Source organism: Puia sp. P3 (genome assembly GCF_050632245.1).
In the GTDB taxonomy this organism is placed as follows: domain Bacteria; phylum Bacteroidota; class Bacteroidia; order Chitinophagales; family Chitinophagaceae; genus Puia.
In genome coordinates, this window is record NZ_CP192583.1 from 7325036 (window position 1) to 7344766 (window position 19731).

20 protein-coding genes and 4 pseudogenes are annotated in these 19731 nt (G+C 53.5%); 12 read left to right on the plus strand and 12 right to left on the minus strand.

Annotation, left to right across the window (positions count from 1 at the left end):
• Window positions 1-33: 33 nt before the first annotated feature.
• Window positions 34-174 (minus strand): hypothetical protein, encoded by a 141-nt coding sequence (locus ACQ86N_RS46265; protein ID WP_431212973.1) that lies wholly within the window; start codon window positions 172-174, stop codon window positions 34-36.
• A gap of 45 nt (window positions 175-219) precedes the next feature.
• Here ACQ86N_RS46265 and ACQ86N_RS46270 point away from each other — a divergent pair.
• A pseudogene (locus ACQ86N_RS46270) lies at window positions 220-921 on the plus strand (endonuclease/exonuclease/phosphatase family protein); the annotation flags it as partial.
• Window positions 922-934: 13 nt separating this feature from the next.
• On the opposite strand, the gene ACQ86N_RS46275 reads toward ACQ86N_RS46270, so the two are convergent.
• Complete coding sequence (locus ACQ86N_RS46275; protein WP_431212974.1) at window positions 935-1123, minus strand: hypothetical protein; 189 nt, start codon at window positions 1121-1123, stop codon at window positions 935-937.
• 173 nt (window positions 1124-1296) lie between these two features.
• On the opposite strand from ACQ86N_RS46275, the pseudogene ACQ86N_RS46280 reads away from it, so the two are divergent.
• The 6 genes and pseudogenes from ACQ86N_RS46280 to ACQ86N_RS46305 all read left to right on the plus strand — a co-directional run.
• Window positions 1297-1374, plus strand: a pseudogene (locus tag ACQ86N_RS46280) (hypothetical protein); the annotation flags it as partial.
• A gap of 134 nt (window positions 1375-1508) precedes the next feature.
• Window positions 1509-1637, plus strand: a pseudogene (locus ACQ86N_RS46285) (hypothetical protein); the annotation flags it as partial.
• 128 nt (window positions 1638-1765) lie between these two features.
• Window positions 1766-2166, plus strand: a pseudogene (locus tag ACQ86N_RS46290) (cysteine--tRNA ligase); the annotation flags it as partial.
• A gap of 231 nt (window positions 2167-2397) precedes the next feature.
• Window positions 2398-2751 carry a DALR domain-containing protein gene (locus ACQ86N_RS46295; protein ID WP_431217876.1) on the plus strand — a complete coding sequence of 118 codons (354 nt, stop codon included), beginning with the start codon at window positions 2398-2400 and terminating at the stop codon, window positions 2749-2751.
• A 91-nt stretch (window positions 2752-2842) separates the two neighbouring features.
• Window positions 2843-3622: a DNA-3-methyladenine glycosylase family protein gene (locus ACQ86N_RS46300; RefSeq protein ID WP_431212975.1), complete on the plus strand. Its 780-nt coding sequence runs from the start codon at window positions 2843-2845 to the stop codon at window positions 3620-3622.
• A gap of 111 nt (window positions 3623-3733) precedes the next feature.
• Window positions 3734-4237 carry a hypothetical protein gene (locus ACQ86N_RS46305; protein WP_431212976.1) on the plus strand — a complete coding sequence of 168 codons (504 nt, stop codon included), beginning with the start codon at window positions 3734-3736 and terminating at the stop codon, window positions 4235-4237.
• A 31-nt stretch (window positions 4238-4268) separates the two neighbouring features.
• On the opposite strand, the gene ACQ86N_RS46310 is transcribed toward ACQ86N_RS46305, so the two are convergent.
• The 9 genes from ACQ86N_RS46310 to paaA all read right to left on the minus strand — a co-directional run bounded on the left by ACQ86N_RS46310 (window position 4269) and on the right by paaA (window position 11480).
• Complete coding sequence (locus tag ACQ86N_RS46310; protein WP_431212977.1) at window positions 4269-4523, minus strand: hypothetical protein; 255 nt, start codon at window positions 4521-4523, stop codon at window positions 4269-4271.
• 10 nt (window positions 4524-4533) lie between these two features.
• Complete coding sequence (locus tag ACQ86N_RS46315; RefSeq protein WP_431212978.1) at window positions 4534-4710, minus strand: hypothetical protein; 177 nt, start codon at window positions 4708-4710, stop codon at window positions 4534-4536.
• A 115-nt stretch (window positions 4711-4825) separates the two neighbouring features.
• Window positions 4826-5233: a hypothetical protein gene (locus ACQ86N_RS46320; protein ID WP_431212979.1), complete on the minus strand. Its 408-nt coding sequence runs from the start codon at window positions 5231-5233 to the stop codon at window positions 4826-4828.
• A 507-nt stretch (window positions 5234-5740) separates the two neighbouring features.
• Complete coding sequence (gene obgE, locus ACQ86N_RS46325) at window positions 5741-6778, minus strand: GTPase ObgE (protein WP_431212980.1); 1038 nt, start codon at window positions 6776-6778, stop codon at window positions 5741-5743.
• 92 nt (window positions 6779-6870) lie between these two features.
• Entirely contained in the window at window positions 6871-8079 is a 1209-nt protein-coding gene (locus ACQ86N_RS46330; RefSeq protein ID WP_431212981.1) for a Uma2 family endonuclease, read from the minus strand.
• A 71-nt stretch (window positions 8080-8150) separates the two neighbouring features.
• The gene (locus ACQ86N_RS46335; RefSeq protein ID WP_431212982.1) at window positions 8151-8882 is read right to left on the minus strand and encodes an enoyl-CoA hydratase-related protein; all 732 of its coding nucleotides are present in this window, start codon (window positions 8880-8882) and stop codon (window positions 8151-8153) included.
• 4 nt (window positions 8883-8886) lie between these two features.
• Window positions 8887-10197, minus strand: a complete 1311-nt coding sequence (gene paaC / locus ACQ86N_RS46340; protein ID WP_431212983.1) for a 1,2-phenylacetyl-CoA epoxidase subunit PaaC — start codon at window positions 10195-10197, stop codon at window positions 8887-8889.
• A gap of 1 nt (window position 10198) precedes the next feature.
• On the minus strand, window positions 10199-10537 hold the full coding sequence (paaB, locus tag ACQ86N_RS46345; RefSeq protein ID WP_431212984.1) for a 1,2-phenylacetyl-CoA epoxidase subunit PaaB: 339 nt from the start codon (window positions 10535-10537) through the stop codon (window positions 10199-10201).
• A gap of 1 nt (window position 10538) precedes the next feature.
• Window positions 10539-11480, minus strand: coding sequence for a 1,2-phenylacetyl-CoA epoxidase subunit PaaA (gene paaA / locus ACQ86N_RS46350; protein WP_431212985.1), 942 nt, complete (start codon window positions 11478-11480; stop codon window positions 10539-10541).
• Window positions 11481-11742: 262 nt separating this feature from the next.
• Between paaA and ACQ86N_RS46355 the strand changes: the two genes are divergently transcribed.
• The 5 genes from ACQ86N_RS46355 to ACQ86N_RS46375 all read left to right on the plus strand — a co-directional run bounded on the left by ACQ86N_RS46355 (window position 11743) and on the right by ACQ86N_RS46375 (window position 18583).
• Window positions 11743-12336 carry an RNA polymerase sigma-70 factor gene (locus tag ACQ86N_RS46355; RefSeq protein ID WP_431212986.1) on the plus strand — a complete coding sequence of 198 codons (594 nt, stop codon included), beginning with the start codon at window positions 11743-11745 and terminating at the stop codon, window positions 12334-12336.
• A 215-nt stretch (window positions 12337-12551) separates the two neighbouring features.
• Window positions 12552-13586: a FecR family protein gene (locus ACQ86N_RS46360; RefSeq protein ID WP_431212987.1), complete on the plus strand. Its 1035-nt coding sequence runs from the start codon at window positions 12552-12554 to the stop codon at window positions 13584-13586.
• A 222-nt stretch (window positions 13587-13808) separates the two neighbouring features.
• On the plus strand, window positions 13809-15080 hold the full coding sequence (locus tag ACQ86N_RS46365; protein ID WP_431212988.1) for a TonB-dependent receptor plug domain-containing protein: 1272 nt from the start codon (window positions 13809-13811) through the stop codon (window positions 15078-15080).
• Entirely contained in the window at window positions 14995-17085 is a 2091-nt protein-coding gene (locus ACQ86N_RS46370; RefSeq protein WP_431212989.1) for a SusC/RagA family TonB-linked outer membrane protein, read from the plus strand. Before ACQ86N_RS46365 ends, ACQ86N_RS46370 begins: the two co-directional genes overlap by 86 nt.
• Window positions 17086-17104: 19 nt before the next feature.
• Window positions 17105-18583 (plus strand): RagB/SusD family nutrient uptake outer membrane protein, encoded by a 1479-nt coding sequence (locus ACQ86N_RS46375; RefSeq protein ID WP_431212990.1) that lies wholly within the window; start codon window positions 17105-17107, stop codon window positions 18581-18583.
• On the opposite strand, the gene paaE is transcribed toward ACQ86N_RS46375, so the two are convergent.
• Window positions 18577-19731 carry a 1,2-phenylacetyl-CoA epoxidase subunit PaaE gene (paaE, locus tag ACQ86N_RS46380; protein WP_431212991.1) on the minus strand — a complete coding sequence of 385 codons (1155 nt, stop codon included), beginning with the start codon at window positions 19729-19731 and terminating at the stop codon, window positions 18577-18579. The two genes, ACQ86N_RS46375 and paaE, sit on opposite strands and share 7 nt — an antisense overlap.

Genomic DNA, 19731 nt, shown 5'->3' on the forward strand with positions numbered 1-19731 from the left:
CGGCTTTTTTATTGTCGGCCTTTTCATCCCCTCCTACAGACCCTGGTCACTGCTTTCTCTTGTCGCATTGATCATCGGCTGGTCGAGCATCCATAGTTTCATGGCGTTCCATCCCGGGAAGAAATTCGATATAAAAAAGGACTCGGCTTCGCTGCGGCTGATGACCTGGAACATCCGTAGTTTTGACGAGACCATCACCAAAAAAGGGGCGCCAACGGGCACAAGGCAAAGATGCTGGCCTTTATCGACAGCCTGCACCCCGACGTACTCTGCCTGCAGGAGTTCTATCAGTCCGGTCCGCCCGGCAACGCATTCTCCAATATTGCCTGGATCCGCGACCACCTCCATTTCCCCTATTTCTTCTTTTCCCGGGACTATGTCCGTGCGGACAAAATGTATGAACAGGGCGTCATCATTTTCTCCCGCTACCCCATAATCGACTCCTCCATGCTGCGCTACTCCCGCCCCGACGGCATCCGCGCCACCGAAAGCCTCCTCGCCGCGGATATAAAGATCGGCGACGATACCGCAAGGATCTTTACCACCCACCTGCAGTCCGTCCTCTTCCGCAGTAAGGACTTCCACGATATAGAGATCATCAAGAACGTCGACGACAGCATGCTCTCGGCCACCAAATCGATCACCAAAAAGCTCCGCTATGCCTTCCGCCACCGGGGCGACCAGGCCCAGCAGGTGCGCGAACAGCTGGACAAATGTCCCTTTCCCGGGCTTATCTGCGGCGACTTCAACGACGTTCCCAATTCCTATGCCTATCATACGATCCGCGACGACTGGCAGGACGCCTTCCTCAAAAGGGTTTCGGCATCGGCCGCACCTATGTCCATATTTCCCCGACGCTGCGGATCGACTATATCCTGGCCAATGACGGATTTGACGTGCGGCAGTGTACGCGGTTTGTAACGCCCTGGTCGGATCACCATCCAGTGGTGGCGGACCTTGTCTTTTCGTCGCGCTGACGCGGTCCCCCCAACCAGCCTGCACCACCCCACATTCTCCCCGCACCACCCCACATTCTCCCTGCACCACCCCACATTCTCCCTGCACCACCCCCACCTTCTCCCCGCACCACCCCCACAGTCTCCCAGCATCTCCCCCCTTGCACTTGTCCCGCGGTTCACATTTGATTCACGTTTGTCCTCCGGGGCGGCACCCACACCGCGGCCCCCGTAAAATAGAAAATTGTATCTTCGGGCCCATATGAGCGTATTAAAAGTCCATAATTCATATACCAGACAAAAAGAAGAATTCGTCCCCCTGACACCCGGCCACGTTGGAATGTATGTGTGCGGTCCCACCGTCAGCGGAGAAAGCCATCTGGGACACGCCCGTCCCTTTATCACCTTTGATTTCATCTACCGCTACCTGCTCCACCTGGGGTACAAGGTAAGGTACGTCCGTAATATCACCGACGCCGGCCACTTCGAAGAGGAAGGCCGTGAAGCCGAAGATAAGATCGCCAAAAAGCCGTCGTCGAAAAGCTCGAGCCGATGGAGCTCGTGCAGAAATACACCAACCTCTTCCACTGGGCCATGCATCAGTTCAACAACCTGGAACCCAGCATCGAGCCCACCGCTACCGGCCATATCGTCGAACAGATCGGCATGATCGAGAAGATCATCGACGAAGGGTACGCCTATGTGGTGAACGGCTCCGTCTATTTCGACGTAAAAAATACGCGGCGAAATATCCGTATGGCAAGCTCAGTGGCAGGATCCTGGACGATCTGCTCGAGACCACCCGTGACCTGGAAGGACAGGACGAGAAACGCAACCGTCAGGACTTTGCGCTGTGGAAACTGGCGCCGCCCGAGCACATCATGCGCTGGAACAGTCCCTGGGGCGAGGGCTTCCCGGATGGCACATCGAGTGCTCCGCCATGAGCACCAAGTATCTCGGTACGGAGTTCGATATTCATGGAGGAGGGATGGACCTTCAGTTTCCCCACCACGAGAGCGAGATCGCGCAGAGTACTATCTGCAACAACCACGTCCCCGCCCGTTACTGGCTGCACAATAACATGATCACCATCAACGGGAAGAAGATGGGCAAGAGCTATAACAACCAGATCAGGCTGACGGAGATGTTCTCGGGGAACCATCCTCTTCTCCAGCAGGCCTATACGCCGATGACCATCCGGTTCTTCATCCTGCAGACCCACTATCGGAGCACCCTCGACTTCAGCAATGAGGCCCTTCAGGCCGCGGAAAAAGGGCTCAAGAGGTTGTGGGAGGCCTACGACCTCCTGAAGAAGATGGAAGTGGACGAGACCATCGGCGGCTCCTCGACCGATCTCCCCCCAACCGGCGGCGCCTCGACGGCCTCCGACCCGTCCCTCGACGACCAGGTCAGAAAGCTGCTGCTGGGCCTGGACGAATACATGAGCGACGACTTCAACACCGCCAAGGTCCTGGCCAATATCTTCGAGCTGGTCCCCGTCATCAACTCGCTGAAGGGCGGCCAGATCCGCCGCGACGCGATCAGCCCCGCGACCCTCCGGATGATGAAAACCTATTTCACCGACTACCTTGAGAATATCCTGGGCCTTCGCGGTGAGACTGCCGCCGACGACCAGAAGCCGACAGGTGTCGTCGACCTGCTCATCGATATCCGCCGCGATGCCCGCAGCCGTAAGGACTATGCGACCTCTGACAAGATCCGCAACCAGCTGCTACAGCTGGGGATCGTCCTCAAGGACGAGAAGGATGGGGGAGTGAGTTATACGTTTGCCTGACGAGGGGTGGACCCCACACTCCCCAAAAAAATTTAGTTTCCCAAAACTAAAAAACTACTAAATTTAGCAACAATTTGCTAAAAAACCCGACATGGAATATCTCCTCCACCTTGCAAAGGACAAACAGCTGAAAAAGCTCATCGAAGGCCACCAACCTCTTACTGTGGAGAGAAGAAAAGACGTTCTCTTTTATCTCATCGCCTCGATCATGAGCCAGCAGCTGTCCACAAAGGTGGCGGATTCCATCAAACATAAATTTCTCGCGCTCTATGACGGTCGTATACCTCTGCCGCAGGAGATACTCGATACTCCTTCCGGGACCCTGCGATCGATCGGCCTGTCCAATGCCAAGGTTAGCTATGTGCAGAATGTGGCGCGCTTTGCCCTGGAAAAAGGTCTTGACTCCGACGTTCTTCACGAAATGGATAATGAAGAGGTCATCGTTTATCTGACACAGATAAAAGGGGTAGGACGGTGGACTGCCGAGATGCTCCTGATGTTCGCACTTGGCCGCGAAGACGTCTTCGCCATCGACGACTGGGGCGTCCAGAACGCGATGCTTAATATTTATCGGCTGGATCGTACCGACAAGAAGGCCTTCCGCGAGGCCCTGCTGACTATCTCGCAGAAATGGAGCCCCTATCGTACTTATGCCTGTATGCACCTCTGGCGCTGGAAAGACAATAGCCCGCTGGCTGCCGCGAAAAAGCCCGCGGCTCCAAAAAAATCCGCGGCCCCGAAAAAACCAGCGACTCCGAAAAAACCCACGGCCTCAAAAAAGTCCCCAACTGGAAAACCCTCTTCCCCAAAAACTCCCAACCCCAAAAAACCCACGAAACCCACCGCTAAGAAAACCCTCTCCAAAATTTAACCGGCAAAAAAATCAATTTCGCCGAATTCCGATAGACGCACCGGTCCAATCTCACGTATCGCCAGTTAACTGGACGAAGTCCAATATTCATTAATCTTTAAAATTATAGTTGTGAGAAAATTGAAGATCCTCGCGCTACTGAGCCTTGTAGCGGGTGCCCTTTTTACGTCGGTCGGCTGTTCCAAAAGCAATAACAGCAGCAGCAGTAACAAAGACAGCGTCATGTACTCCGCCTGGCAGGCATTCAACATGAAGTATGAAGGTCTGGACAACAACAACGACTCGGTCTATGACCAAACGATTACCGCAAGTTCCATCACGCAAAGCATCGTGGATAAAGGCAGCGTTGTCGTCTATATCGCCGACGGATCAGGAGACTACGCCAACGCAGCAGACGCAGGATTCTCCGTTACATTTGGAGTGGGCCAGATCTATATCTCTACTTACGGCTCGATCCCAAACGGATGGACATACCGGTATGTCGTCATCCCCGGAACTATATCGGTCACCAGTCAGGGTTCGGTCAAGACCTATACTCCCAATCAACTAAAAACTATGACATACGACGAAGCATCCGTTATCCTTGGCATCAGCAAAAAAATAGGCTCCCTGTAAAACAGGGGCCTATTTGAATATGGCGCATCGCTTACTTTACTTCTTTAACTTCTACGTCTTCGATGAAACGGCTATTCGCATCAACCTCGAACCGCTGTACGCTGTTATCGGCAAGATTACGGATGATAAAAGTCAGCCCGCCAAATTCTTCCGGCTGAGCCAGCCTGAACTTTTTGTCAAACTTCTTGTCGGAATACAGGCTCTGGAACAGCTGATTGCCCTCGGCATCCTGTATCACCACACTAAATCGGCCGTTGGAAATATTGTTATAGACGACATTGAACAAATACGCGCCGTCACTCCCGGCAATGCATTTTACGTCTGCAGTGCCCGCAGCCGAAGCTGCCGGCCGATCCCTTCTTGCCTTCGTCGTTGCCGTTATTGGCCCGGCTCACCAGACTCGTACCAGCGAGGGTGAGCGTTATCAGAGAAAATGAAAGAGCTTTACGAATGTTTACGATTGTGGATTTCATAAAATGAGTTTTTAAAATTTATTGAATCAATGGATTTACAAATTCTCAGAGGACCCGCATCCGCGGCCATCCGGGGTCATCCGCGGCCATCCCATGCCATCCGGCGTTATCCCGATTACAACTTCCTGACGGAAACCTCCTGCGTCACACGGCTGTTCACATTTACTTCAAAAGTCTTCACCACGTCGGCGTCCCTGCCATTACGAATGATGAACACCAGCCTGTCCCGGTCGGCCCTGGGCAACCTGAATTGCTTGTAAAAAGCCTTGTCACTAAAAACGTTCTGGTATAACTGCGTCCCATCCTGATCCTTTACGATCACCTGGAACTTACCGCCGTCAGGATTGGCGTAACTAACGGTAAACACAATCAGGTCTTCCTGAGGCCCGAGATATTTTACTGTTGCATTCTCAGTTGAACCAGCACCCGTGGCGGTCGATTGGGCAGACACTGTTGCAGCAGCCAGGACAAAACAAACTCCAAAAAAGATCTTGCCGAAAACAGCGATAGATAGCGACTTCATATAATGGGTTTTTAATGACTGTTAAGGATATGGGGCAACCCGTTCGACAAGAATCGCTATGGCAGCAGGGTAGTAGAGGCAGATACAATCGGAAGAAACACTCTCATGGCGGGAAGTAATAGAGAGGCTGAAAACGCAATCAACGAGCCAATCAGGAACCAGCAATCGAAGAGAGCAAGAGCCGGCAATCGAAGAAACAATCAGGAGTCAGCAATCGGAGAAAAGACAAGCCGGTCGGCGGCAAACAGTCGGGAAGGTTCAAAAAGGCACGCGGCAAACAGTCGGAGAAGAAAACTGAATAATTTAAGAGGCTGGAGTCAATCGCCGGCACAACAATCGAATGGCAGGCTGAGAGGAGAGACATATTTACAAGAGCAAAAATATGTCCAAAATTGATTAATTGCAATAGTTCAATATGAAAAAAATGTTAAGCTCAATACATTTTTTGAAACACAATACATAAGTGCTTGACGATCGCTGTCGGGTTCACCCTCACAACCCCCCGGCTCACACCGTCACCCCAGGACTCTTCTGGTCCCCACCCGTCACCGGATCCTCATTTAAGATCTTCCACAAAAGATCTTTCAATTCCACCAACCCCTGCTGTGTAACCGAAGAGATAAAAAGATGCGGAACACTTGCCGGCAGCTCCTTCGCGATCTCCTGCTTCAATTCATTATCCAGCATATCACTCTTGCTGATAGCGATCACAAACCGTTTGTGCAACAGCTCCGGATTATACTTCTCCAGCTCGTTCAGCAATATCCTGAACTCCTCTCCGTGGTTGCTGCTGTCCGCGGGTATCATAAACAGCAGAACAGGATTCCGCTCGATATGCCTTAAAAATCGGTGTCCCAGACCCTTTCCCTCGGCCGCACCCTCGATGATGCCCGGCAGGTCAGCCATACAGAACGACCGGCCGTCCCGGTAATCCACCATCCCCAGCTGAGGGGTCAGGGTAGTAAAAGCGTAGTCCGCTATCTTCGGCTTGGCCGCCGTGATCACGGAAAGCAGAGTAGACTTACCGGCATTGGGAAAACCCACCAGACCGACATCGGCTAAAACCTTCAGCTCCAATACCTTCCAGCCTTCGACGCCAGGAAGTCCCGGCTGGGCGTGCTCCGGCGCCTGGTTCGTAGGCGTAGCAAAATTCGCATTGCCAAGACCACCCCGGCCCCCTTTTAGCCACACGATCTCCTCGGCCATCTTCCAGAATCTCGGCCTCGACCTTTCCCGTCTCCTCGTCCCTTGCCACAGTGCCGAGTGGAACCTCGATATAGATATCTTTCCCGAAACGGCCTGTGCAGTTGTTGCCGCTCCCCCTTCTCCATTCTCCGCCAGGACATTTTTGTAATAGCGCAGATGCAGCAGGGTCCACAAGTGCTTGCTTCCCTTCAGGATAATATGCGCCCCGCGGCCCCCGTCACCGCCATCCGGCCCCGCCATGGCACTGAACTTGGTGCGCATAAAGTGCTTACTGCCAGCACCTCCGTGCCCGCTTCTGCAAAAGATCCTGATCTGGTCGACAAAGTTTGATTTCTCCACTACTGAGTCCCTGTTTATGTTTGGCCTGCAAAGATACTTCTTTTAACCCGCCGAAAGCGGCTTTATCCGGGGAGAAAGCGCTTAACCATGTGTCAGCTTTGGAATCGCGTTTCCTCATATATTTCCTTAAGCGGTACCCTCGTACCCGTCGTCTCGATCAGAAGATCCTCCTCCAGACTTTCGATTCTTCGTGACTGCCATACTCCCTCCGCATTTTTGACCATTTGTTGCACCATCACCATTTTGGAGTCGATCAAAATATATTCCCTGAAAGAAGGCAGGCTCTTATACAATTCAAATTTCGTGTTCTTTTCGTAGCCTTTCGTAGAAGGGGACAGCACCTCGAATAGTACCTTTGGATTCATAAGATTGTATTGGTCGTTTTGCCGAAATTCCGGTTCACCACAAAAGATCAATGCGTCTAGATAGGTGAACAGGTCTTCCGCTTCGATAAAGACCCGCATATCGCTGCCAAGTACGTGGCAGGTTTTGTCACTGAATCGCGAACGCAACCTGAATAGCAGGTTGCTGCAGATGAGATTATGATCAAAGGTGGCGGAAGCCATTGCTATGACCTGGCCCTTATGGTATTCGTGCTTCACCGGTGAGCTGTCTTCGATGATAAAGTATTGTTCAGTAGTATGCCATTGCCTTCCATATGCCGGCACAGCCTCCCCGACCTTATTTTCACCGGAATGACTATCCTTCCACGGCTTGTAGTCATACTCCTTCCCTTTCTCCAACCTGATCTCGCTGGGCCCCCCGGATGCAGGGGCCCCTCCCTCCACCGGCCCCCAATATTTCCTCATCTCCCCGGGCAACGCCTGATAAATCGCGGTCCCCTCCGTCTTCCAGTTCAGCATCTCGTCACTGACCTCCTTGATTATCTTCGCCGGATTGCCAGCCACCACGCTTCTCTTCGGGATCTTCTCCGCCGCCTTGACAAAGCTCAGCGCACCGATGATGCACTCGTCGCCGATCTCGGCATTGTCCATGATAACGCTGTTCATCCCGATCAGACAATTCCGCCCGATCTGCGCGCCGTGGATGATCGCCCCGTGTCCGATATGCGCGCCCTCCCTCAGCCTCACCACCACACCCGGGAACATATGGATCGTACAATTCTCCTGGACATTACAGCCGTCCTCTATGACGATGCCGCCCCAGTCGCCGCGAATAGCAGCGCCGGGACCGATATAGACATTCTCTCCAATGGTGACATTCCCGGTGACAGCAGCCTGGGGATGCACGAAAGCAGAAGGATCTACCAAAGGCCGGAACCCTTTAAATTCGTACAGCATAAATTTTGTTTTTTGGATTGGAGAGACTCATTCTCCCTTATACGCCGGCGGCCTTTTCCCGAGGAAGGCCTTCACCCCTCCGCATAGTCTTTTGTCATCGAAGCCTTTTGCTGCAGCTCATCTTCCAGCAAAAGCTGCTCCTCCAGTGTATTTACCGCGGAATAATTGAAGGCGTGTTTTGTATAAGCCAGCGCCTTCGTCGCAGCTCCACCCAAAGTTATCACAATCCCCCTTGAAATTTCCGAAAACGTTTCATCCTCCACTACCTTGTACACCATCCCCATCTTCTCCGCCTCATCCGCACTGATCTTGTCTCCCAGCATCGCGATCCCGATCGCTTTCTGCCATCCCACCAGCCTGGGCAGGAACCATGTTCCGCCACTGTCGGGTATCAGCCCGATCTTTGAAAAAGCCTGTATAAAACTCGCCGATCGCGCCGCCACCACAATGTCGCAGGCCAGCGCAATATTTGCCCCGGCGCCCGCGGCAACACCATTTACCGCCGCCACCACCGGCTTTGGCAGGTTGCGTATCCGCGTTATAATGGGGTTGTAGTGCTCGCTCAGTATCTTATCCATACCCGGACCATCAGGGGCAACGATCTCGGCCAGATCCTGACCCGCAGAGAACGCCTTCCCCGCACCGGTCAGATAAACGGCCCTTACCTCGTGCAGGCTCGCGCACTCGTCCAGCCTGTTCTGTAACAATAAGGCCATTTCCCGGGTAAATGAATTCAGCTTATCGGGTCTGTTCAGTGTAATAAAGGCGACCCGGTCCTTGATCTCAAATAAAATAGATGACATATGATCAGTGACATTTGAAGTAATCAAAAGGTTCGCCGCAATCCTCACAACGGTACAACGACTTGCACGCCGTACTCCCAAACTCGCTGATCAGCGTGGTATGCCAGGAATTACAGCGCGGACAGGCCACCGCTTCCTCCCTTACAAAAAGACCCGGATGACACACCTGCTGCAAAGGCAGGGGAGGCGCTATGCCATAAGCCTTCAGCTTCTCTTTCCCTTTCTCGCTCATCCACTCCGTCGTCCAGGCCGGAGACAATACCGTCGTCAGCCGGACATCCGGGTAACCGTTGCTCAGCAGAACCATCCGTATATTCATCCGGATCGCGTCCATCGCCGGGCAGCCACTATACGTCGGCGTTAGCACGACCTCGGGTATGGTTTCGTTCACTTCCCTCACATCCCTTATAATACCCAGATCAACTATCGACAACACCGGAACCTCCGGGTCATTGACCTGTTCTAAAAGGGACCATATCTTCACCGTATCTACCATTCGTTGCCCGGATATGCTCTTTGTAAAAATTGCATCTCTGCCAGCAAATACCCCAGATGCTCGGTATGCCTTCCTTCCTTTCCCCCGTCTGCTGCCACCCTGCGTCGGGCATAACCAACCCCGCCTGCCGGAAAACGTCACCGACCCGATCTTCCCACGCCGGTCGCAGCGCAGCAAGATCCACGGCGATCCCCCCGCCTCCAGCGCTCTCTCATAGGACGCAGGCGCGAACAATTCACCCGTCAGCTTCCACAGCTGGTCAAGCGCACCGACCATCCGCCGGTGACTTTCTTCCGTGCCATCACCCAGCCGGATCACCCACTCGCTGCTCCAGCGCAGATGATAACTGACCTCCTTGAACGATTTTTCGGCGACGGCCGCCAGGTCCCGATCCTTCCCTTCCTGCAGCTGCTGGTAGAAATAATACTGGTAAGCGCTGAAAAAGAACTGCCGCAGAATGGTCTTCCCCCAGTCCCCGTTGTCCTGCTCGACCAGCAGACAATTCTTAAAATCCCAGCTATCCCGCAGATAGGCCAGACCATCCTCGGTCGCGACACCCGCCGGCACGGCGGCCACCCCTGTCGCACCGGTCACCCCCGACACTGCACCCACGCCTTGCTCGTGGCCCGCATTCAACAGCGCCGCGGCATACTGATAAAGATATCTCGCCTGGCCGATCAGGTCCAGCGCAATATTCGACAGGGCGATATCCTGTTCGAGTATCGGCCCATGCCCCGTCCACTCGCTGTTGCGATGACCCAGCACCAGCGCATTATCCGCCAGATGCAGCGTATAATCGATAAGTGACTCCTTCATCATCTTACATATGTTTTAGTTCATCCGGCAGATCGTAGAAGGTCGGATGACGATATACTTTATCATTGGCGGGATCATAAAAAGAACCGGCCTCATCCGGATTGGAAGCATGAACATATTTGCTCTCCACTACCCAGATGCTGACCCCCTCCATCCGCCGGGTATACACATCCCTCGCATTTTCGATGGCCATCGCCGCATCGGCCGCATGAAGACTTCCCACATGCTTATGGTCCAACCCCTGCTTGCTCCGGATAAAGATCTCCCACAACGGCCAGACGCCGCGATCTCCACCTCCCGGGCCACGATCCGCGCCTCCCAAATTATTTTGATTCTTTTCCATATTATGCCGCCTCCTCTTTTACAGCCCGTTTCTGCGCATGGGCCAGCGCCGCCTCCCTGACCCAGGCCCCGTCCTCGTGAGCCTTCACCCGCGCCTCCAGTCTTTCCTTATTGCAGGGACCATTGCCACTGATGACATTCCGGAACTCCTCCCAGTCGATCGGGCCGAAGTCGTAATGCCCCGTCTCCTCATTCCACTTCAGATCCTTGTCGGGGATCGTCATCCCCAGCAGCTTCACCTGCTCCGCACATATGTCCACAAAACGCTGCCGCAGCTCGTCATTCGAAAAACGCTTGATCTTCCAGCGCATACTCAGCTCGGAATTCGGCGAAGCGTCGTCACTGGGACCAAACATCATCACGGAAGGCCACCACCAGCGATCGATCGCATCCTGACACATCCGCCGCTGCGCCTCGCTTCCCCGGCTCAGGACCAGCAGGATCTCGAACCCCTGGCGCTGGTGAAAACTCTCTTCCTTGCAGATACGAACCATCGCCCGGGCATAAGGACCATAGGACGCCCGGCACAGGGGCACCTGGTTCATGATGGCAGCGCCATCCACCAGCCACCCGATGGCTCCCATATCCGCCCAGGTCAAAGTAGGATAATTAAATATGGAGGAATATTTGGCCTTACCATTGTGTAACTGTCCGATCATCTCCTCTCTGCTGATACCCAGCGTTTCCGCGGCAGAATAGAGATAAAGCCCATGCCCCGCCTCGTCCTGCACCTTGGCGATCAGCGTCGCCTTCCTTTTCAGGCTGGGCGCCCTCGTGATCCAGTTGGCTTCGGGGAGCATACCCACGATCTCACTATGGGCGTGCTGCGAGATCTGCCGGATCAGGGTCTTACGGTAGGCATCCGGCATCCAGTCCTTTGGCTCGATGCGGATGTCCTGGTCCACTTTGTCCAGGAAAGTTTTTTCGAACTCAATGAAAGACATACGGCTTCGTTTGCCCCAAAGATACTTTTTTTGCCATAAGCTAACAAGTGTTAGTTTTGTGGCGGACGACCAACCCGGACACCAAATCGCGTGCTCCCAGATCACCGCGTCGCGCGATCCGAACACCGTGAGACGCCAACCCTAACCCTAAGAAATAAATAAGTTATATTTATTCCAACCGGAATAAATAATTTTACGTTAGAATAAACAAAGAGAAAATTCAAGAGAACGAGAGCCTTTCCTTATGGAGAATGAGCTTAATTTGAACGATTCTTGCCCGCCAGAACTGCTGCAACTTGTTTCCAACGGAGATCAGACTGCGTTCAGGCATCTCTATGCATGCTTTTACAAACGACTTTATCATTTCGCCCTGGCCCTCGTAAAGACCCGGGAATCCGCCGAAGAGATCGTGGAAGACGTATTCGTCCGTATCTGGCAGCAAAAGGAGAACCTTCCCTCCATCCGCAACATTCGCGTATACCTGTACACCGCCACTAAAAACTCTTCTCTCAACTACCTGTCCCAAAAAGCCCGCCAGAGCATCACCGAACCATTCGACCATATCCACGTCGGGCTCAATGATTCTTCGGTGACGCCGGAACAAATACTCATCACGGCCGAGATCCATCAGAAGATACAAAAGGCCGTCGAAGCCCTGCCACCCCGCTGCAAGATGATCTTCAAACTCGTCCGTGAGGACGGTCTTAAATATAAGGAGATAGCAGAGATCCTGAATATCTCCGTCAACACCATCGACGCACAGATGGCCATCGCCGTCAAAAGAATAAGCACATCCATCGAGTCGGACTTCGATTTTCCGATCGGGAACAAAAAGACCAAATCCACAAACGGCTGATAGACATCATTTTACTGCCTGTAAAAATATTTTTGACTTTCTCTTAGTAGATGCATCCGCGTTATTTGTCTTAATGACCGAAGAGCCATTGAGCCGCAGCGCGGCCCGGCCGAAGACCAAAATTATGAACCAGGACAACCGCTTATGGATACTGATGTCCCGCCGTCTTTCCGGCGAGGCGACCCCCGAAGAGGTGGACGAACTCCATTCGCTGCTTGACCAATCCCCGGACAAACAATATCTGTATAGCATCCTTCACTCCTCGGTTTGGCGACCTGCCGTCAGCGTCGACCGGCAAGCCCGCAGAAGATCCCGATTTCGAGAACAGATTTCGCAGAATACTGGGCGGCGACACCCCACCTGCAGAAGACGCCCCGACCGGCGCCGTCATCCGTCCCCTTCGAAGACGCAGGCTTCTTTATATATCGTCCATCGCCGCTTCCGTCATAGCCCTGTGTCTCCTCAGCTGGAGCCTCTACCGGAACCGCTTCAACTCACCGTCGCCGGCCCCATCGGCCAATCACGAAGAAGTGCTGGCCAAAGCAGGTACCCGCACCCGTCTTGTCCTGCCCGACGGCAGCCAGGTATGGCTCAACTCCAGCAGCAAACTGAAATACACCAACGATTTTAACAGGGGATCACGGGAAGTAGCCCTCGAAGGCGAAGCCTTTTTCGACGTGACAAAGGACGCGAAACGCCCCTTTATCGTTCATACTTCTTCCCTCGACGTCAAAGTGCTGGGGACTTCCTTCACCATCAAGTCCTACCCGCAGGACCCGACCATCGAAACGACGCTGCTCAACGGCTCCATCGAGGTCAGCAGAAAGGATAATCCAAACACAGCAAGGGTCATTCTCAAACCCAATGAAAAACTCGTCTTCAACAGGATCGCTTCTTCCATCGCGACAACTGCGCAGAACAAGATCAGCCTTCGCACCGCTCCGCAGCCGGATATCGCCGTCAACAGCATCCCCATCAACATTCCGGACAGCAACAAGGTAGAGACAGCATGGATGTACAACCGGCTGGTATTCCAGGGCGACAATTTCAGCGAACTGGCGGAGAAAATGGAACGCTGGTACAACGTCAGGATCACCATACGCGATTCCAGCCTCAGCAGCTGCCGATTCGGAGGCGCCTTCGCGAACGAAACGATAGAAGAAGCCATTCAGGCCTTACAGCTAACCTCGGCCACAGCCTTTATGTACAAGATCAACGGCAACGAGATCGAATTGTATGCGAAAAAATAAAATATGAAGACGTCTCGCGTAGGGGACAAAAATCCGGACGCGCTTAAAGAAAAAACGGGAAATGTTAGCGCATTCCCCGTTAGAGTTAACAACGGAAACATATGACCAACTGGGAGGGCGGTCTGCGTTTCCTATTTGATAATCCTTAATGCTAAAAGTATGAAAAATTTGCAACCCCCAATAAGGCGGGGTAGACGATTGCTATTTAAACTCTTCGTTATTATGAAGCTTTCCATTCTGTTTCTCCTGTTTGGTCTCCTTCAGGCAAAAGCGGACGTCCGCGGTCAGGGTTCGATCACGCTGAACATGCAGCAGACGGAAATAGCTAAAGTGTTGAATAAGATCGAAAAGAAGGGAGAATTCCGGTTCCTTTATAATTATGACCTGGCTTCCCTGAAGAAGAAGGTCGACGTCAATTTCTATAACACAGACCTGAAAACCGCCCTGCAACATCTTTTTGTAGGCACAGACCTTACCTACAAACTCCTGGAAAATAACCTTATAGTCGTCATGGCCGGAGGTGGTATCAAACAAGCCATCCGTATAACGGGTACAGTAACAGGGACTTCGGGCGAGCCCCTGGCCGGCGTTTCGGTACAGGTGAAAGGCGGGGTCAACGGTACTTCCACCGGTCTGAAAGGGGAGTATTCCATCACCGCGGAAGAGAACGCAACCCTGGTCTTTTCCTACATCGGGTACGCAGATAAAGAAGTACCAGTCAGCAGCAAGAACGTGATCAATGTCCAGCTGACAGCGGCCGAGAAAAAGCTGGATGAAGTAGTGGTTATCGGCTACGGCAGCCAGCGGAGAAAAGACGTGACCGGCGCCGTTTCGACGGTGACGGCCGCTGATATCGCAAATCGCCCGATCGTGGACGCCGGAGAGGCGCTGCAGGGAAAGGCAGCCGGTGTGACGGTGGTCTCCAACTCGGGAAAGCCCGGCGCCGGACTGACCATCCGGGTACGCGGTTCCTCCTCCATCAGCGCGGGTAATGATCCTCTCTACGTAGTGGATGGTATCCCGATGACGGATATATCGGCCTTTAGTCCGAACGACATCGAGAGCATCTCCATCCTGAAGGACGCGGCTTCCGCTTCGATCTACGGAACCCGGGCCGCCAACGGCGTGGTCGTCGTCACTACCAAAAAAGGCACGGCCGGAAAATCCAGGATCAATGTGAATGCCTACGCAGGGATCTCGTCGACGACGAAAATGCTGCCCGTACTGAACGGCAAGCAGTATCAGGACTACGCTAACGAGCTGAATGCGCCTGTTGTTGCCGTGACCGATTCAATGGTACAGGCCAACAACGTCAACTGGCCAAAAGAGGTCTTTCAGCACGGCAACCAGCAGAATGTCGAGATGTCTGTTGCCGGCGGCTCCGAGAAGTCACAGCACTATATCTCGGTTGGCTACCCTCAACCAGAAAGGGATCGTAAAGCCGGCTACTTTTCAAAGGCTGACCGCCAGGGTCAACCTCACGACAAAAGCTAATGACTGGCTGACCTTTATAACCAGTAACATTCTCTCCCGGTCATATACCAACGGGGTGACGGATAATGTCGGCGTCGCCAACGGCGGCGTAGTGCTGTCCGCGCTTGAGACACCTTTTACGGTCCCTAAATACGAACCCGACGGCCGCATCGGATACAATCCCCTGAAAGGATGGTCCAATCCCTACGGCGCAATCTATGGCGGATACACCCGTTTTCGCAACGATCGTCTGCTGTCCAATATGGGTGTAAACATCAATTTGTTCAAGGGGCTGGTTTTCCAGTCGCGGTTTGGTCTCGACTATCAGGATATCCGTGCCCGCAGCTTTAGGGACCCCTTCCTTACTTCGAATATCGCTACCTCCAACCCCAGCGATCACTCGCAGACCACCTCCAACATCCTTACCTGGCTGAGTGAGCAGACCCTCAACTATACCGCCACCTGGGGAAGAAGCCATGTCACAGCGCTGGCGGGCTGGACGGCCCAGGACGCGCATACCGAGAACGTGACGATCGGCGGCTCACACCTGGCGAATGAATACCGGCTCCTCGACTGGGACGCCAGCCTTGCCCGGGACTCCATCCACAAGCCGGGAACGACCACGATCGATGAATGGGCGCTCGTATCCTATCTGGGCAGGATCTCCTATGATTTCGACGGGAAATACCTGATCCAGGCCAACCTGCGTTCGGATAATTCTTCCAAGTTCGCACCGGGCAACCGGAGGGCCGTATTCCCCTCCTTCTCCGCAGGATGGAGGATCTCGGACGAGGACTTTATGAAGAAGGTAGACTTTATCAACGAACTCAAGCTGAGGGCCGGATGGGGTCAGAACGGCAACCAGGAAGGCATCGGCAGTTATGCCTATCTGCCCCTTTATAATATTACGGTGAGCAATGACTCCGCCACCAATGGAGCTACCACGCCGTATTCCACGGCGCCGCTGACGCTGAAATGGGAAACGAGTACGCAGACCAATGTCGGCGTTGACGCCTCGTTCTTTAACGGAAGGATCTTCTTCTCCGGAGATTTTTATATCAAGAACACGAAAGACGTACTATACGACGTACCGCTGCCCGCCCAGTCCGGCTACAAGAACGCCCCGGTCAACGGAGCTACCATGCGGAATATAGGAACAGAGTTCCTGGTCTCCACAAAGAATGTTGTCCACGGCGATCTCCGCTGGAGCACAGACTTCACCATCTCTTTCAACCGTAACAAAGTGACCGGTCTCCTTTACGGGATCAAGAATTCTCCTATCTATGGCGACGTAAGCCTCAACGGCGCAGGCACTCCTCAGCACGCCATTTCCCTGGCGACAGGATATGGCCTGGGTGAGTTCTTTGGATATGTCTCGAAAGGAGTCGATCCCAATACGGGACACGAGCTGTATCAGACCAACGCGGATACTTTGTCGGACAATCCGGACCCGGGCTCCCGTCGTTTTATCGGCAATGCTCAGCCGAAATTCACCTACGGCATGACAAATAATGTGTCATACAAGAATTTCGACCTGACGGTATTTATTCAGGGCTCACAGGGAAATAAGATCTACAATGTGGGAAGGATGGAAGCCGAATCGATGCTTAACTCGGCCAACCAGAGCGCGGCTATCCTGCGCAGATGGAGGAAAAAAGGAGACGTCACCGATATTCCCGGTGTAGGCTGGACCAACAACTCTCTTATCTCGACCCGCTTCCTGGAGAATGGTTCCTATCTGCGGTTCAAGACCATTACGCTCTCCTACAAGTTCGACAAGAAATGGATCGACAGACTGGGCCTCGCGGCAGCCAGTATCTACGTCTCGGCTAACAATCTGATCACGATCACCAGCTATAAGGGCTTCGATCCCGAGGTCAATTCCACAGGTAGTCCCGTCGTAGTGAATCCCAACGGCACCGCGAGCAGCGACAACGACACAAGGAATATTTCCCTTGGAATGGACGCCGGAGCCTATCCTCAATCCAAATTATTCCTCGTCGGATTGAACATCAGTTTAAAATAACTTCTATAAAAGATCGATCATGAGACATACAATAATAAAAATAAATGGTACCGCCCTTTGGGGAGCACTGCTGATGCTGGCGCTGTCGGGCTGTACCAAGCTGCTGGATAAAAAACCTATTACCCAGGTCGTTACGCCCAATGCCTCGGATTCATCCGTCACGCTGACGGGCGCACAGAGTTTGCTACAGGGCGTTTATGGTGCATTTAAAGGGGCCGGGTACGGGCCTGGTATCGAGGTGAACGTGTTCGACCGGATCAACAACGGCGACGTAATGTCGGACAACTGCTATGCAGGCGGAGACAACCAGGACAATATCGCTCAGGACAATTTTACGTTCAATTCACTGAACTCGAACATCACGCGTGACTGGAGTGACTATTATTCTGTTATCGGCGCAGCCAATAACGCACTCTTCCAGGTAGCCGCAAGTAAGGACCCGTCGTTGACGGCCGACATGAAGAGCCAGATTCTGGGGCAGATAAAATTCATGCGCGCGTTTGAATACTTCGACCTCGTTCGTCTTTGGGGCGCGGTTCCGCTGGTGATCAACCCGATCGACGCCAGCAGTTCGGAGTCGCTGATCAAATCATCGGGCGGCCTCCGCTCGCCGGTCGATTCGGTCTTTGCGGCCATCCTGTCCGACCTGTGGGCCGCGAAAGGGACGGTTATTGATCCCGGCGTTGACCCTTCCAAATATACGGTCACAAAGGGTGTCGTCAATGCTTTGCTGGCCAAGGTGTATGCGACAAAGGCCCCCATCAACTGGGATTCCGTGGCTTACTATTGTGACCAGGTCATCCCGCACTACCGACTGATGCCCAGATATGCCGATCTGTTCGATATTAATCACAAAGACAATAGTGAGTCGATCTGGGAGATTACGTACGATGGATATAGCAGCAGTGTTGGCAACTGGGTGCCCTCGCTGTTTCAGGGCGCGGGATACAAAAAGTTCATGACACCCACCAATGATCTTGTCAAAGCCTTCAATGCAGAGGGAGATACGGCGCGGTTAAACGCTTCGATCACCTTTGTCAACTATGGCTGGCCGGATAAATACTGGACGACGCCGACCAACTATCCTGTAATGTCCAAATATACGGACCCCAACAACGGCTACAACGATATGTACATGATCCGGTTGGCGGATATCCTGTTGCTGAGGGCTGAAGCCTACAACAATAAGTCCGATCTGGCGAACGCGGCGCTGATGGTAAATCAGGTGCGTGCCCGCGCAAAAATTGGTCCCGTCGTAGCCGCCAGCCAGGCGGATATGACGCTGGCGATCGACAACGAAAGAAGGCTCGAGCTGGCTTTTGAAGGGCAGCGCTGGTTCGATCTTCTTCGCACCGGCCGCGCCAAGGCGGTGATGAACGCACAAAAGGACGCCAGCGGCAATACGCTGTATAATGTACAGGACTTCCGGCTTCTTTTCCCGGTGCCCCAGACCCAGATCGACCTGAACCCTTTGCTCACTCAGAATACGGGCTATTGATAATTGTGACAAACCCCGGTCTTTTTGGCCGGGGTTTGTTCTTTTATTTTGTATCGAAGTCTATCAGCACCTTCTCGGTTCGCGGGTGAGACTGACAGGTCAGGATAAATCCCGCCGCCAGCTTCATCCGCTTCCAGCGCATAGTTGACCTCCATCTCCACTTTTCCTTCGATCAGTTTGGCCCGGCAGGTACAGCAAACCCCGCCCTTGCACGCAAAGGGAAGATCGGCTCCCTCCATCAGGGCGGCGTCCAGTATCGATCCCCCGTCATAGGGCAGCTGGAATTCGTGATTAACCCCGTCCAGCCTCACCGTGACCTGGCTTACCTTGCCTTTTTCCGTCGCCAGGCCCGCCTCCTGGGCCTTCTTTCCTGCCAGTTCGCGGCCTGCCCCGGGCTCACCGCTCTGCGTCTGGAACAGTTCGAAATGTATCTTCTTTCGGTCCATTCCCTGCTGCTCCAGCCAGTCCCTCACAGCAAAGATCATCTCGCTGGGCCCGCACAGAAAGACCTCGTCGACTGTGGGGAGATCGATAAGGCGACCGCACAGCTCCTCACATTTCCTGACGTCGATCCGTCCCTGGTTCAGGGGGATATCCATCTGCTCGCGACTCAGTATATGGTGCAGGCTAAGCCGCTGAATATAGCGGTTCTTCAGGGCCTCGAGTTCCTCGCGGAAAAGGATGGACTGGCGCTGCCGGTTGCCATAGACGAGGGTGAAGCTGCTGTCGGGTTCGAGGGCCAGCGTGGTTTTTATCAAAGAGAGGACGGGCGTGATCCCGCTGCCCGCGGCGAAGGCCAGATAGTGTTTGCGGTTCGCGGGCGCCAGTTCCGTATAGAATTTCCCGGTTGGCGGTAACACTTCGAGCGTATGTCCTTTCCGCAGCTGCTCGTTGGCGTAGGTGGAGAAGACCCCGGCCAGAACCTTCTTCACGGCGATCCTTAGTTCGCCGTCCAGCGGGCTGCTGCAGATGGAGTAGGAGCGTCTCACTTCCTGCCCGTCGATCTGCAGGCGGACGGTAACGTTCTGTCCCTGGTGGAAGAGGAATTCTTCTTTAAGTTCGGGGGGGACATCGAACGCTATCGATACGCAATCGGCCGTTTCACGGCGGATGTCCTTTATTGTTAATGTTCTGAAATGACTGGCCAC

Bases quoted from the DNA above. Each gene is read 5' to 3' on its own strand.
- paaA (WP_431212985.1), bottom strand. From the start codon at position 11,480: ATGTCTTTCATTGAGTTCGAAAAAACTTTCCTGGACAAAGTGGACCAG.
- ACQ86N_RS46330 (WP_431212981.1), bottom strand. From the start codon at position 8,079: ATGCTGTACGAATTTAAAGGGTTCCGGCCTTTGGTAGATCCTTCTGCT.
- ACQ86N_RS46365 (WP_431212988.1), top strand. From the start codon at position 13,809: ATGAAGCTTTCCATTCTGTTTCTCCTGTTTGGTCTCCTTCAGGCAAAA.
- ACQ86N_RS46335 (WP_431212982.1), bottom strand. From the start codon at position 8,882: ATGTCATCTATTTTATTTGAGATCAAGGACCGGGTCGCCTTTATTACA.
- ACQ86N_RS46300 (WP_431212975.1), top strand. From the start codon at position 2,843: ATGGAATATCTCCTCCACCTTGCAAAGGACAAACAGCTGAAAAAGCTC.
- paaB (WP_431212984.1), bottom strand. From the start codon at position 10,537: ATGGAAAAGAATCAAAATAATTTGGGAGGCGCGGATCGTGGCCCGGGA.
- ACQ86N_RS46295 (WP_431217876.1), top strand. From the start codon at position 2,398: ATGAGCGACGACTTCAACACCGCCAAGGTCCTGGCCAATATCTTCGAG.
- ACQ86N_RS46320 (WP_431212979.1), bottom strand. From the start codon at position 5,233: ATGAAGTCGCTATCTATCGCTGTTTTCGGCAAGATCTTTTTTGGAGTT.
- ACQ86N_RS46265 (WP_431212973.1), bottom strand. From the start codon at position 174: ATGTTCCAGGTCATCAGCCGCAGCGAAGCCGAGTCCTTTTTTATATCG.
- paaC (WP_431212983.1), bottom strand. From the start codon at position 10,197: ATGATGAAGGAGTCACTTATCGATTATACGCTGCATCTGGCGGATAAT.
- ACQ86N_RS46315 (WP_431212978.1), bottom strand. From the start codon at position 4,710: ATGAAATCCACAATCGTAAACATTCGTAAAGCTCTTTCATTTTCTCTG.
- ACQ86N_RS46375 (WP_431212990.1), top strand. From the start codon at position 17,105: ATGAGACATACAATAATAAAAATAAATGGTACCGCCCTTTGGGGAGCA.